The 13,448-nt window shown below is 72.8% G+C and carries 9 protein-coding genes; 2 read left to right on the forward strand and 7 right to left on the reverse strand.

All coding sequences use genetic code 11. The annotated features are described in order from the left end of the window. Window positions 1-6: 6 nt before the first annotated feature. Genes cheB through ACWTPI_RS22225 form a run of 6 tightly spaced genes read right to left on the reverse strand, consistent with a single transcriptional unit; the run spans window position 7 to window position 7,607 of the window. Window positions 7-1,035, reverse strand: coding sequence for a chemotaxis response regulator protein-glutamate methylesterase (gene cheB, locus ACWTPI_RS22200; protein ID WP_059415073.1), 1,029 nt, complete (start codon window positions 1,033-1,035; stop codon window positions 7-9). Continuing rightward, entirely contained in the window at window positions 1,032-3,419 is a 2,388-nt protein-coding gene (locus tag ACWTPI_RS22205) for a response regulator (RefSeq protein WP_454732734.1), read from the reverse strand. The genes cheB and ACWTPI_RS22205 overlap by 4 nt, the downstream gene beginning before the upstream one ends. Further along, window positions 3,416-4,165 carry a chemotaxis protein CheW gene (locus ACWTPI_RS22210; RefSeq protein WP_454732735.1) on the reverse strand — a complete coding sequence of 250 codons (750 nt, stop codon included), beginning with the start codon at window positions 4,163-4,165 and terminating at the stop codon, window positions 3,416-3,418. Before ACWTPI_RS22210 ends, ACWTPI_RS22205 begins: the two co-directional genes overlap by 4 nt. Beyond that, window positions 4,158-5,489 carry a CheR family methyltransferase gene (locus ACWTPI_RS22215; protein WP_454732736.1) on the reverse strand — a complete coding sequence of 444 codons (1,332 nt, stop codon included), beginning with the start codon at window positions 5,487-5,489 and terminating at the stop codon, window positions 4,158-4,160. Before ACWTPI_RS22215 ends, ACWTPI_RS22210 begins: the two co-directional genes overlap by 8 nt. Then, window positions 5,486-5,950, reverse strand: a complete 465-nt coding sequence (locus ACWTPI_RS22220; RefSeq protein ID WP_020206957.1) for a chemotaxis protein CheW — start codon at window positions 5,948-5,950, stop codon at window positions 5,486-5,488. Before ACWTPI_RS22220 ends, ACWTPI_RS22215 begins: the two co-directional genes overlap by 4 nt. A 25-nt stretch (window positions 5,951-5,975) precedes the next feature. Continuing rightward, complete coding sequence (locus tag ACWTPI_RS22225) at window positions 5,976-7,607, reverse strand: methyl-accepting chemotaxis protein (protein WP_454732737.1); 1,632 nt, start codon at window positions 7,605-7,607, stop codon at window positions 5,976-5,978. 367 nt (window positions 7,608-7,974) lie between these two features. On the opposite strand from ACWTPI_RS22225, the gene ACWTPI_RS22230 reads away from it, so the two are divergent. Together ACWTPI_RS22230 and ACWTPI_RS22235 are read left to right on the forward strand one after the other, a co-directional pair. Then, entirely contained in the window at window positions 7,975-9,291 is a 1,317-nt protein-coding gene (locus tag ACWTPI_RS22230) for a putative bifunctional diguanylate cyclase/phosphodiesterase (RefSeq protein ID WP_059415085.1), read from the forward strand. Window positions 9,292-9,599: 308 nt separating this feature from the next. Next, window positions 9,600-12,137 carry a DUF6600 domain-containing protein gene (locus tag ACWTPI_RS22235; protein WP_454732738.1) on the forward strand — a complete coding sequence of 846 codons (2,538 nt, stop codon included), beginning with the start codon at window positions 9,600-9,602 and terminating at the stop codon, window positions 12,135-12,137. An 80-nt stretch (window positions 12,138-12,217) separates the two neighbouring features. On the opposite strand, the gene ACWTPI_RS22240 is transcribed toward ACWTPI_RS22235, so the two are convergent. Beyond that, on the reverse strand, window positions 12,218-13,402 hold the full coding sequence (locus ACWTPI_RS22240) for an ABC transporter substrate-binding protein (protein WP_454732739.1): 1,185 nt from the start codon (window positions 13,400-13,402) through the stop codon (window positions 12,218-12,220). Window positions 13,403-13,448 lie beyond the last annotated feature (46 nt).

Genomic DNA, 13,448 nt, shown 5'->3' on the forward strand with positions numbered 1-13,448 from the left:
GGTTCCCTACCGCTGGTTGGCATTGGTGCTGGTGCCGCAGGCCCGTGCGATGCGCGCGGCGATCTGCGGCAACGGCAGGATCTCGCTGGCCGCGCCGATGGCGGCGGCGGCTTTCGGCATGCCATAGACGGCGCTCGTGGCCTGGTCCTGGGCGATGGTCAGGTAGCCACGCTCGCGCATGGCCTTGAGGCCCAGCGCGCCGTCGCGGCCCATGCCGGTGAGCAGCACGCCCACCGCATCGCCGCGCCAGTGCCGGGCCACGCTTTCGAAGAAGACGTCGATCGACGGCCGGTAGAGGTAGTCGCTCGGCTCTTCGGTGTAGGCCATGCGCGCCGGCCCGAGCAGGCGCAGGTGGTCGTTGGTGCCGGCCAGCAGCACGGTGCCGGGCTGCGGCGCCTCGCCCTCGCGGGCCAGCCGCACGGGCAGCTTGCATTGCGCGTCGAGCCACTGCGCCATGCCCGCGGCGAAGGCTTCGTCGACATGCTGGACGGCGATCACGGCGGCGTTGAAGCCGGGCGGCAGCGCGCCCAGCAGCGTGGCCAGCGCGGCCGGGCCGCCGGCCGAGGCGCCCAGCGCCACCAGCCATTCGGCGCGGGCCTTGCGCGCGGGTGGCGCCGGCGCGCGCGCGGGCACGCCGCGGCCTTCGATCAGGCGGCCGATGTTGCGGATCTTGCGCAGCAGCGGCCCGCTGGCCAGTTGCGAGTCGGGCTGCGCCAGCGAGGGCGTGTCGACCGCGTCGATGGCGCCGTGGCCCATCGCGTCGAACACCTGGCTGGCGTTGCGGCCCAGGTCCATCGTCACCACCACGATGGCGCACGGGCTCGCGGCCATGATGCGGCGGGTGGCCTCGACGCCGTCCATCACCGGCATCAGCAGGTCCATCAGGATCAGGTCGGGGGTGCGCGCGGCGGCCAGGTGCACGGCGCTCTCGCCGTTCTCGGCCACCCACGTGACTTCCAGCTCGGGGTCCAGCGCGAGCACGCGCCGCAGGGCGACCACGGCCAGCGGTGAATCGTTGACGATGCCGATCTTCATGCGCGCGCCTCCCCAATCAGGTCCTGTACCGCGTCGAGCAGCGCGGCGTCCTGGAAGCTGCCCTTGGCCAGGTAGTAGTCCGCGCCGGCCTGCAGGCCGCGCTGGCGGTCCTGCTCCCGGTCCTTGTACGACACCACCATCACCGGCACCTGCTGCAGGCGCGCCTCGCGCTTGATGCGCGTCACCAGCTCGATGCCGTCCATGCGCGGCATGTCGATGTCGGTGATGACCAGGTCGAAGCTCTCCGCGCGCAGCACGTTCCAGGCGTCCATGCCGTCCACCGCCACCGCGACCTCGTAGCCGCGGTTGGCCAGCAGCTTGCGCTCGAGCTCGCGCACCGTGAGCGAATCGTCCACCACCAGCACGCGCTTGCGGCGCACCGGCGCGGCTTCCGCGCCGCCGCGCCGGATGCGGTCGATCTTGCCTTCGGAGAGCAGCTTCTCCACCGAGCGGATCATGTCCTCGGCGTCGAAGATCAGCACCGGCGTGCCGTCCTCGGTGATGCTGCCGGCGGCGATGTCCTTGATCTTGCCGAGGCTGGCCGCGAGCGGCTGCACCACCAGTATGCGCTCGCCGAGCAGGCGGTCCACCGCCACGCCGTAGGTGCGCTCGTGGTCGCCCAGCACCACCACCGGCACGGTGTCCTCGTCGGGGCGGGCCTCGGCCTGCTGCAGCACCTGGGCCGCGCTGACCAGGCCCACGTGGCGCTCGCCGAAGCGGAAATGCTGGTGGTTCTCCAACTGCTCGATCGCGCCGCGCTCCAGGCGCAGCACCTGCATCACGTAGGCCAGCGGGAAGGCGTAGGCCTCGCCCGAGACTTCCACCAGCAGCGCGCGCACCACCGACAGCGTGAGCGGCAGCTCCAGGTGGAACTGCATGCCGCGCCCGCTTTCCTGCACCAGGCGGACGCTGCCGCGCACCTGGCGGATCATGTCCTGCACGGCGTCCAGCCCGACGCCGCGCCCGGACACCTCGCTGACGGTCTCGCGCAGGCTGAAGCCGGGCAGCAGCAGGAAGTCGAGCAGCTCCGCCTGCGACAGGCGGGCGACGGTCTCGGCGGGCGCCAGGCCGCGCCGCACGATGGCCTGGCGCAGGGTGTCGAGGTCCACCCCCGCGCCGTCGTCGGCGATCACGATCACCAGCCGGCCGGCGTTGTGGCGCGCGTTGAGCGTGATGCGGCCCTCGGCGGGCTTGCCGGCGGCGCGGCGCGCCTCGGGCGTCTCGATGCCGTGGTCCACGGCGTTGCGCAGCAGGTGCGCCAGCGGCGCCTCGAGCTGCTCGAGGATGTCGCGGTCCACCTTGGTGCTCTCGCCGACCAGTTCGAGATGCACGGACTTGCCGAGCGCGCGCCCGAGGTCGCGCACCATGCGCGAGTAGCCGGCCAGGCCGTCGGCCAGCGGCCGCATGCGGCTGGCCAGCGCGCGGTCGTAGAGCTGGCGCGACAGGCGGCCGGTGCGGTGGTCGTACTGCTCCAGCTCGCTGGTGCGCTGCGAGAGCTGCCGGTGGCTCTCGGCCAGCAGCTGCTGCGCGTCCGCCAGCCGCGCCTGCGCGGTGCCGTCGGCGGTGCCGCCGCCGGCCAGCGCCACCTGCGCGGCGTCGAGCGCCTGCAGCGCGCGCATCTGCAGGCGGCGCGTCTGCTGCAGCGCGTTGCCGAACGGCTTGAGCCAGTTGGCCTCGATCATGGCCGCGCCGGACAGCGCGAGCAGCTGGTCGAGCGTGTCGGCGCTCACGCGCAGCATGCGCTCCTGCGCCTCGGGCAGGCCGCCGGGCTCGCCTGGCCGGGGCTCCGCGGCCCGTGCCGGTTCCGCGGGCGCGATCATGGGCGCAATCACGGGCGCGATCATGGGAGCAATCGGGGGCTCGGGCGCGGCATCCGGCCCGGCCTGCGGCGTGGCCGGCATGGCTTGCGGCGTGACTTGCGCTGGTGCCGGCGGCGCGGCCGGGGCCGGCGCCCACGGCGCGTCGTCGACCGCCTTGCCGGCCAGCAGCGTGCCCAGGCGCGTCACCAGCGCGTCGATCTCGTCCTTGCCGGCGTGGCCGGCCCAGTCGAGGTCGCCGTCGGGCGGGTTGCCCAGCCGCAGCAGCAGGTCGGTGCCGTGCAGCAGGGTGTCGATGTGCACGGGCCGCAGCGCCAGTTCGCCGCGCTGGGCGGCGACCAGGCAGTCTTCCATCACGTGGGCCACGCGCACGCCGCCGTCGAGGCCGACGATGCGCGCCGCGCCCTTGAGCGAATGGGCGGCGCGCATGCAGGCCTCGAGCTGGTCGGCGGCGGCCGGGTTGCGCTCCAGCGCGAGCAGGCCGGCGTTGAGGACTTCCGCCTGCGACTGCGCCTCGAGCGCGAACAGCTCGAGCAGGGAAGCGTCGCGCAACTGGTCCGGATTCATGCCAGGCTCCGCGTCAGGGCCTGCTGCAGCAGGCCGGCGTCGAGCAGGCCGACGCTGCGCCCGCCGCTTTGCAGCAGCGCGCGCGCATAGCGCGCGGAGGCGCGCGACAGCGTGGTCGGCAGCGCCTGCAGCGCGGACTCGGCCACGCGCTCGATGCCCGTGACCTCGTCGACCGGCAGCGCGACGGCGCCGCGGCCCTGGCCCAGCACCAGCAGGCGGGCGCCGCGCCCGGCGCCGCCGGCCATGCCATTGGCCGCGCCGCCGTCCGCCGGCGGGTCCTGGCCGAGCAGCCGCGCCAGCGAGATGCACACCAGCAGGTTGCCGCGCACGCTGGCCAGGCCCAGCACGGCGGCGTGGCGGCGGTGCGGCAGCGTGTGCACCGGGCATGGCGCGGTGACTTCGGCCAGCGCGGCGGCCGGCAGCGCCAGCCATTCCTCGCCGACGCGGAACACCAGGCAGGACACGGCGGGGCCGCGCGCGGCCCCGTCGGCGGGCGTGGCTTCGTCGGGCAGGCCGGCTTCGCCGGCGGGCAGGTTGTCGAGCAGCTCCAGCGCCGCGCGCGAGTAGGCCGGGCAGTTGCGGCAGCGGATGTATACGGCGAGCTGCGGGCAACTGCTGTCGCCGAGCACGCCGATGCGGCGCCAGCAGTTGTCGATGACGATGCGCGCCGCGCCGGCCGGCAGGCCGTGGCCCGGCGGCGGCGATGCGGTCAATGCGGGCGAGGCGGTCGAAGCAGGCTCAGTCATGGCGGCTCGGCTGGTTGCGCTGGGCGCGCTGCCTCAGGCGGGCGGCCGCCGCGCTGTCGCCGTCGGCTTCGAGAATGGCGGCCATGTGATAAAGCGACTCCTGGTGGGCCGGGTCGAGGTAGAGCGCGCGGCGGTACGCTTCGCGCGCCTCGGCGGGCCGGCTGGTGGCATCGTGCAGCACGCCCAGCAGGCAGTAGCCGGCGGCGGATGGCGGCTGCGCGTCGAGGTGCGCCAGGCAGGCCGAGACCGCCGCGGCGAGGTCGCCGCGGTCGGCGAGCCGGGAGATCCGGGCCAGCGCGTCGGCGCCGGCGTCCGCCGCCGGGGCCGGGGCATGCGGCTGCGGCGGCGCCGATGCCGCCGGCCGCGGCGCTGCGGGCGCGCGGCGCGGCGGTTGTGCCGGCGGCGGCGCATGCGGGCGGCGCGGCGCCGGCGCGGCGGCCCATGCCGCATGCGGCGCGTGCCGGGTGGGCGGCGCGTGTGTCGCGTGCGGCGCATGTGGCGCGCCCGCCTCACGCGGGCCGCACCGGGTGAAGGCGAAGGCGAGCGGCACGCCGGCCGAGACGAAGCCGTGCCGGGTCAGCAGGCTAGCCTCGGCCGGCCCCACGAACAGCGTGGCGTCGGGCCGGCTCAGCCGCTCCAGCGCGCGCAGCGAGCGCTGCTGCGTGGGCGGGTCGAAATAGATCAGCAGGTTGCGGCAGAACACGAAATGGTAGGGGGCTTCGGCCGCCATCAGGGCCGGGTCGAGCAGGTTGCCGCGCAGCAGCCGCACCTTGGCCAGCACATTGGGCTTGAGCGCGTAGCCGCCCGGCGCGGCGGTGAAATGCCGGTCGCGGAAGTCGAGCTGCCCGCCGCGGAACGAGTTGCTGCCGTAGTGGCCCAGGCGCGCGCGTTCGAGCGCGCGCGCGCTGATGTCGATGGCGTCGACCTGGAAGCGCTGCTCCGGCACGCCGGCGTCGAGCAGCGCCATCACGATCGAGTAGGGCTCCTCGCCGGTCGAGCACGGCACGCTGAGGATGCGCAGCGGCCCCTCGCCGGCATGCCCGCGGGCGTCGCCGAACACGCGCATGGCGGCGAAGCGGCCGAGCGCCATCAGCGCCTCGCGGTGGCGGAAGAACCAGGTCTCGGGCACCACCACCGCCTCGATCAGCGCCTGGAGCTCGTCCGGGTGCGAGTGCAGCAGGTTCCAGTAGGCATGGTGGTCGGGCGCGGCGGACGTGGCCAGGCGCTCGCGCACCGCGCGCTCGATCATGCCGGTGCCCACCGTGCTGGCGTCCAGGCCGATGCGCTCCTTGAGCAGCGCCTCGATGTGGCTGGCCGTGGTCATGGTGCCGCCCCGGGGAACAGGCGGGCGTGCACGTCATCGGGCAGCAGCGCGCCGATCCTGACCCACTGCACCAGCCCCTGCGGGCCGTTACGCACGGGGCCCAGGTAGCGCGCCGGCGCGGCGTCCAGGCCGCTGTCGGCGAACTCGGCGGGCTCGCAGCGCAAGGTCTCGGTGGCGTATTCGAGGCGCAGGCCGAGCAGGCGCGCCGGCGCGTCCGCGTGGCGGCGGTAGCGCACCAGCACCGTGCGCGTGCTGGTGCGGCTGGCCGCCGGGATGCCGGTGGCCAGCGCGTTGACGTCGATCACGGGCACCACCTCGCCGCGGCGCGCCAGCAGCCCGCTGACCCACGGCGGCGCCTCGGGCAGCTGCTTGAGCCGGGTCAGCGGCAGCACTTCCTCGATTTCGCTGGCGTCGAGCGCGTAGTGGTCGGGGCCGATGCGGAACAGCAGGAAGAGTTTCATGGCAGATGGCCGGCGCCCGCGCGCCTCAGACCTTGAAGCGCGACACGCCGGCGCGCAGGTCGTTGGCCACCAGCGTCAGCTCGTCGATGGCCTGGCTCGACTGGCGCAGCGACTCCACGGTCTGCTGGGCCGCCTCGGAGAGCTGCATCAGCGCCTGGTTGATCTGCTCGGCGCCGCCGGCCTGGGCCTGCATGCCCTCGTTGACCATCTGCACGCGCGGCGCCAGCGTCTGCACCTGGCCGATGATCTGCGAAAGCTGGTCGCCCACCTGCGTCACCTCGGACATGCCGCGCCGCACTTCCTCGGCGAACTTGTCCATGCCCATCACGCCGGCGGCCACCGCGGACTGGATCTCGCGCACCATCTGCTCGATGTCGTAGGTGGCCACGGCGGTCTGGTCGGCCAGGCGGCGGATCTCGGTGGCCACCACCGAGAAGCCGCGGCCGTACTCGCCGGCCTTCTCGGCCTCGATGGCGGCGTTGAGCGAAAGCAGGTTGGTCTGGTCGGCCACCTTGGCGATGGTCGTGACCACCTGGTTGATGTTGCCGGCCTTTTCGTTCAGGGTGGCCAGCTTGGCGTTGACCGAGCCGGCGGCCTCCATCACGTGATGCATGGTCGTCTCCATGCGCGACAGGCTGACCTGGCCGGTGCCGGCCAGCCCGGCGGTCTGCTCGGCGGCGCTGGAGACCTCGATCATGGTGCGCACCAGGTCGCGCGAGGTGGCGGAGATCTCGCGCGAGGTGGCGCCGATCTCGGTGGTGGTGGCCGCGGTCTCGGTGGCGGTGGCCTGCTGCTGGCGCGCGGTGGCGGCGATCTCGTTGACCGAGGTGGTGACCTGGATGGCCGAGCGCTGGGCCTGCCCGACCAGCCCGGTCAGCTCGCCGGTCATCTGGTTGAAGCCCTGCTCGATCTCCAGGAACTCGTCCTTGCGGCGGAGCGACAGGCGCTGGCGCAGGTCGCCGCCGCGCATGCCGGCCAGCAGTTGCACGATCGAGCGCATCGGCACGGTGATCGAGCGGAACAGCAGGTAGCCGGCCACCAGCGACCCCGCCAGGGCGGCGATCAGCGAGATCTCGATGCTGATCTTGGCGGTCTCGACCGCGCTGTTGATGGTGGTGGCGCCCTCGGCGGCGACCTTGTCGTTGTCGTCGAGCAGGGTCTGCAGGGCGGCCCGGCCTTCGTTCCAGGCGGCATGGACGGGGCCGCTCAGGCGGGCCTCCATCGCGGCCGCGTCCGTGGCGCGGGCGGCGAACACCGGCGCCGACAGCTCGTCGTACTGGCGGCGGATCACCTTGTACTTGTCGAAGCGCTGGCGGTCGTCGGCGCGGCGGATCGAATTGGCGTAGCGCTGCTCGAGCTCGTCGAGGCGCGTGCGCAGGGCCGCGTTGGCCTCGTCGTACTGGCGGCGCTCCGCTTCGCTGGTGGCGGTGACGCTCTGCCACGCCAGCACGTAGCGCTCGCCCCACGCGCCGCGCATGGCGGTGCTGGCGTACAGCCCCGGCAGCGCGTCGTCGCGCATCGCGGTGGCGTGGGCCTCGATGGCCGACAGGCGGCCGTAGGCGACCACGAAGGTCAGCAAAATGACCGCCAGGATCATGGCAAAGCTGGCCAGGATGCGCGTGCGGATGGTCCAGAGGGTCGCGGAGCTTTTTCCCATTTGATGTTTTTTGTATTTTCTTTGCTGGAAGGGCGGCGGGCAGCGTCAGGGCGGGTGGCACCGGCGCGCATGGCGCGAATCAGCAGGTCTGGCGGGTCATGAGATGAGAGCGGGCACTAACGGAGCGGGTGCCGGGGTGGCACGGGGTGGCACGCGGGGAGGCACGCCTTTGCCGGCGTAGGGTACTGGAAGGGTGCGGCCATTTCAATGGCGCCAGCGGGGGGTAGCGTTTTGCGATTATGCTATTTGTCGTCCCGCAACATATCGCAATATCATGGTTTGACGCGGCTTGATTTTTTCCTGGTTTTAGTCACACTTGCCAAATAGACAGATCGGACCGATGTCGACAATCACGAACAGGGCAGGGATGGTGGCCAGGTCAGAGGCGAAGGCCGGCGCCTCGCCGAGCGCGGACATCGATCCGTTGACCGGCGTAGCCGCGCGCCAGGCATTCTTGAATACGCTGGAAGACCGCCTGCGCACGGAGGCTGCCCCCCGCTGCGCGCTTTTGCTGCTCGGCATCGACGATTTCCGCGCCTTCAACGACATGCACGGCCATGCCGAGGGCGATGAGATCCTGCGCCGGGTGGCCCGCCGCCTGCGCGACGCCTCGCCGCGCGACGCCGTGCTCGGGCGGGTCGGCGGCGACGAGTTCGCCGTGCTGCTGCCGTCCATCGCCGATCCCACCCTGGTGCGCCACGTCAGCGCCGCCATCCTGTCCCTGCAGTCCGAGCCCCACGAGTACGGCAACCGCCGCCACCACGTGCTGGCCAGCCTGGGCGCCTGCGTGATGCCGGGCGGCGGCGACAACGCCTCCGACGCGCTGGCCTCGGCCAGCCTGGCGCTGGGCCGGGCCAAGCGTGACGGCGGGCGCACCATCCGCTTCTTCAAGCCGCAGATGCGCACCGACGTGACCACCCGCCTGTCGCTGGTGCAGGCGCTGCGCGACGCCTACGCGCAACGCCAGTTCGAACTCCTGTACCAGCCGCAGATCGACCTGCGCGACGGCCGCGTGGTCGGCGCCGAGGCCTTGATGCGCTGGCGCCATCCCACCCAGGGCCTGCTCACGCCGGCCAGCTTCATCGACGCGCTGGCCGCCAGCAGCGTGGCGGCCGACGTCGGCGTGTGGCTGCTCCATACCGCCTGCGCGCAGGCGCGCATGTGGTCGCTGGAGTTCGCCGACGCGCCGCGCGTGGCCATCAACCTGTTCGCCGCGCAACTGAGCGAAAGCCGCCTGCTGACCGAGGTGCGCCACGTGCTGCGCGAGCTGGCGCTGGCGCCCGAGCGGCTGGAGCTGGAGATCACCGAGACCATCGCGCTGCAGCAGGGCGACGAGTTCTCCGGCCAGCTGCAGACGCTGCGCCGCGACGGCGTGACCCTGACCTGCGACGACTTCGGCACCGGCTATGCGTCGCTGAGCTTCCTCAAGACCTTCCCGGTCGACCGCATCAAGATCGACCAGTCCTTCATCCGCAACGTCACCCAGAGCCCGGTCGACGCGGCCATCGTGCGCGCCGTGGTCAACGTGGGCACCACGCTCGGCATCGGCGTGGTGGCCGAGGGCGTGGAAACCGTGGAGCAGCGCGACTTCCTGCGCGACAACGGCTGCCACGAGGTGCAGGGCTACCTGTACGGCCGCCCGATGTCGGCCGACAAGTTCACCGAGTTCCTGCAGGCGCGCTGAACCGGCGCCGGCCCGCGCCGCGGCGCGCCGGCATGGCCGTCCCGTCTTTTCTCCCCTCCCGTTCGCCTGCCCCGCCACCCTGCGATAATTTGTTTCCGGCTTTGTCCGGCCGCCGCCCGTCCCGGCGGCGCCGGTCCGCTCCCCGCGCCCGCCGCCGGGCCGCGCGCGCGGCGCGTTGGCCGCCGCGGGGAAATATGTGCTTACAAAGTCAGATGCGCCGCGCCGGCCGGCTGCCGCCAGGCGCAGTATCGTGACAACAGGGACAGCCGGCACCGGCCCGCCGCCCTTCGCATCGACGAGGTAATTCCATGTTTCCTGCCCGCAGGCTTGGCCCCGGCGCCCGGGCCCTGCTCCTGGCCATCGGTATCGCTTGCGCCACCTGGCTGGCGCCGGCGCTGGCGCAGTCCGCCGACCCCTCCGACCGCATCGCCACCATCACCGACGCCGCCGGCAGCCTGAGCCTGGCGCCCGCCGGCTCCGACGACTGGGCCCAGGCCGCGCTCAACCGGCCGATCACCACCGGCGACCGCCTGTGGGTCGACAACGGCGGGCGCGCCGAGCTGCATGCCGGCTCCACCGCGATCCGGCTCGGCGGCGCCACCGCGGCGACGGTGCTCAACCTCGACGACAGCGCCACCCAGGTCAAGCTGACCCAGGGCACGCTGCAACTGCGGGTGCGCGCGCTGCCGCCCGACCAGCCGGTCGAGATCGACACGCCCAACCTCGCCTTCGTGCCGCGCGAGCCCGGCGACTACCGCCTCGACGTGGCCGCCGACGGCAGCGCCACCGTGGTCACGATGCACCACGGCTCGGCCGTGGTGTACGGCGAGAGCCGCTCGCGCGAGATGCGCCGCGGCGAGCAGATCCGCTTCGCCGGCAGCGACCTGGCCGAGGCCGGCACCGCCTTCAATCCGCCCGAGGACGAGTTCGACCGCTGGACCACGGCGCGCGACGCGCGCGAGGATGCTTCGCCCTCGGCCATGTACGTGCCGCCCGAGATGACCGGCTACGCCGCGCTGGACGGCTACGGCGACTGGCAGGAAGACCCTGGCTACGGCGCGGTGTGGTTCCCGCGCGTGGTGGCGGCCGACTGGGCACCGTACAGCACCGGCTCGTGGGCCTGGGTGGCGCCGTGGGGCTGGACCTGGTGCGACGAGGCGCCGTGGGGCTTCGCGCCGTTCCACTATGGCCGCTGGGCCCGCATCGGCAGCCGCTGGGGCTGGATGCCGGGGCCGCGCGCGGTGCGCCCGGTGTACGCGCCCGCGCTGGTGGGCTTCGTCGGCGGCGGCCGCGGCGGCCCCGGCGTGGCCTGGTATCCGCTCGGCCCGCATGAAAGCTACCGGCCGGCCTACGGCGCCAGCGCCGCCTACCTCGGCCGCGTCAACCGCTTCACCGTCAACCGCGAGTTCGCCAACGACCGCGCGCGCGGCGCCTATGCCAACCGCGACGTGCCGGGCGCCATCACCGGCATGCCGGCGCGCGCCTTCGTGCAGGGCCAGCGCGTGCCGCCCGGCGCCCGCCACGAGGCCTGGCGCGACCTGCCGCGCGGCGAGGCCAATGGCGCGCCGCCGCTGGCACCGGTCAAGGCCAGCCTGCTGGGCACCCGCCCGGGCCGGCCGGCGCCGCCGGCGGTCGTGCAGGGCTTCGCCCGTCCCGCCATCGCGGTGCGCGCGCCCGGCCGCCCCGCCGGCGACGAGCTGGCGCAGCGCCTTGCGCGCGGCGGCGGCACCGTGCCCGGCGCGGGCCCGGCCTGGCGCGGCGGCAACGCCCAGCCCGCCGGCCCGGCCGCGGCCGGCGGCCAGGTCCGGCTGAGCCAGGCCGCGCCGGCCTGGCGCGGGCGCGGCGAAGGCGGCCAGGGCAACCCCGCCACCCCCGCCAACCCCGCCTTCAATCCGCAACGCACCGAAGGCGGCCCGCGCGGCGCCATGCCGCAGGGCTTCGTGGGCGCGGCCCCCGGCGGCCAGCCGCCGGCGCCGGGCGGCGACCCGCGCGCGCGCGGCTGGACCACCCGCCCCGACCAGGCGCGCGAGCAACAGGCCATGCAGCAACAGCAGGCCATCCGGCAGCAGCAGGACATGCAGCGCGAGCAACTGGATCGCCAGCGCGGCGACCAGTTCCATGCCCAGCAGGCGATCCAGCAACAGCAGGATATGCAGCGCCAGCAACAGGCGCGCCAGTTCGGCGACCAGCAGCGCGCGCAGCAGGCGCTCCAGCAGCAACAGGAGATGCAGCGCCAGCAGCAGGCGCGCCAGTTCGGCGACCAGCAGCGCGCGCAGCAGGCGATCCAGCAGCAACAGGAGATGCAGCGCCAGCAGCAGGCGCGCCAGTTCGGCGATCAGCAGCGCGCGCAGCAGGCGATCCAGCAACAGCAGGAAATGCAGCGCCAGCAGCAGGCGCGCCAGCTCGGCGACCAGCAGCGCGCGCAGCAGGCGCTCCAGCAACAGCAGGAGATGCAGCGCCAGCAGCAGGCGCGCCAGCTCGGCGATCAGCAGCGCGCGCAGCAGGCGCTTCAGCAACAGCAGGAGATGCAGCGCCAGCAACTGGAACGCCAGCGCGGCGAGCAGCAGCGCGCCCAGCAGGCCTTGCAGCAACAGCAGGCCATGCAGCGGCAGCAGCAGGAAACGCAGCGCCAGCAGATGGAGCAGCAGCGCATGCAGATGCGCCAGCAGCAGGAGCGCCAGGTCCAGGAGCAGCAGCGCCAGCAGCAGGTGATGGAGCGCCAGCAGCAAGAGCAGATGCAGCGGCAGCAGCAGGAAATGCAACGCCAGCAGCAGAACATGCAGCGCCAGCAACAGGAGCAGCAGCGCCGCCAGCAGGAGCTGCAGCGCCAGCAGCAGCACACCTAGGCGCCGCCGCCGGGTGACCGGACGCGGGAGACACGAAGCGCGCGCTGGCCGCCGGCCGGCGCGCGTGGTCGGGCGCAGCGTTACCTGGCCAGTTCCGACAGCCGCACCTGGGCGATCTTGCCGCCCTGCACCCAGCCCACCACGGTATCGGCCACGGTGCCGCCCCTGGCGTCGATGCTCTCGATCTCGTTGGGGTTGGCGTCCCTGGTCAGCGTCTTCACCGCTTCCGGCATCCTGGCCCGGATCGCGGCCACGTCGCTGGTGGTGCCGGCCAGCTTCATCGCATTGGCCAGCACGTACACCATGGTGTAGTTGAGCGACATCTCGGTGGTGGCGTCGCGCCCCTCGTGCAGCTTCTTGTACTTGGCGTTGTAGGTCTGCGCGGCCGGACGGCTGTCGTTGGCCAGCGGCATCACGCCGATCGCGCCTTCGAGCATGCCCAGGCCGCCCGTGACCTTGGCCATCTCGTCGAGCTTGGCCTGGTCCATCACGATGAAGCCGCCCTTGAAGCCCAGCTCGCGCGCCTGCTTGACCACCAGCGCGGTCGGCTCGGACGGGCCGCCCACGAACATCACGTCGGGTTTGTCGGCCAGCACGCGCGACACGCCGCTGTAGAAGTCGGTGGCCTTGGTGTAGGACATCGGGTTGTTGGCCACCACCTTGCCGCCCGCGCCTTCCCATGCCGGCACGAAGGCCTGTACCCAGGCCTTGGCGTAGTCGTGGTCGGCCGGCGCCAGCGCCACGTTCTTGCCGTAGCGCTTCATCTGCGCCTTGACGAACGGCTCGATGTAGCCGGTATAGGCCGGCGGGATGCGGATGGTCAGCTTGTTGCCCGCATCGGTGATGCGCGGCACGCTGGAGTACGCCATCACCAGGAATTTCTCCTGCTCGTTGAACGCCTGCAGCGCGAAGATGCCGCCCGAGTGCGGCACGAACACGGCCGGCGTCTTGTACTGCTGCACCAGGCGGCGCGCGTTGATGGCGGCTTCGGCCGGCGCGTACTTGTCGTCGAGCGCGGCCACTTCCAGCTTGACCTTCTTGCCCTTGACCTCCAGGCCGGCGGCGTTGATCTCGTCCACCGCCATCTGGATGCCGGACAGCACGTTCTTGCCGTACAGCGCGGCGCCGCCCGACAGCGGCCCGGTGTAACCCAGCTTGACCACCTCCTGGGCGAAGGCGGCGCCCGATGCCAGCAGCGCGGCCACGGCGGTGGCGGCAAGCGGGAAGGCAAGCGGGAAGAAGCGGCGGATCGTCTTGGTTTGCATCTGGCTGTCTCCTGTTGTGTTGGTACTGCCTGTTGTTGTTCTTGTT

This window comes from Cupriavidus ulmosensis (assembly GCF_977008105.1).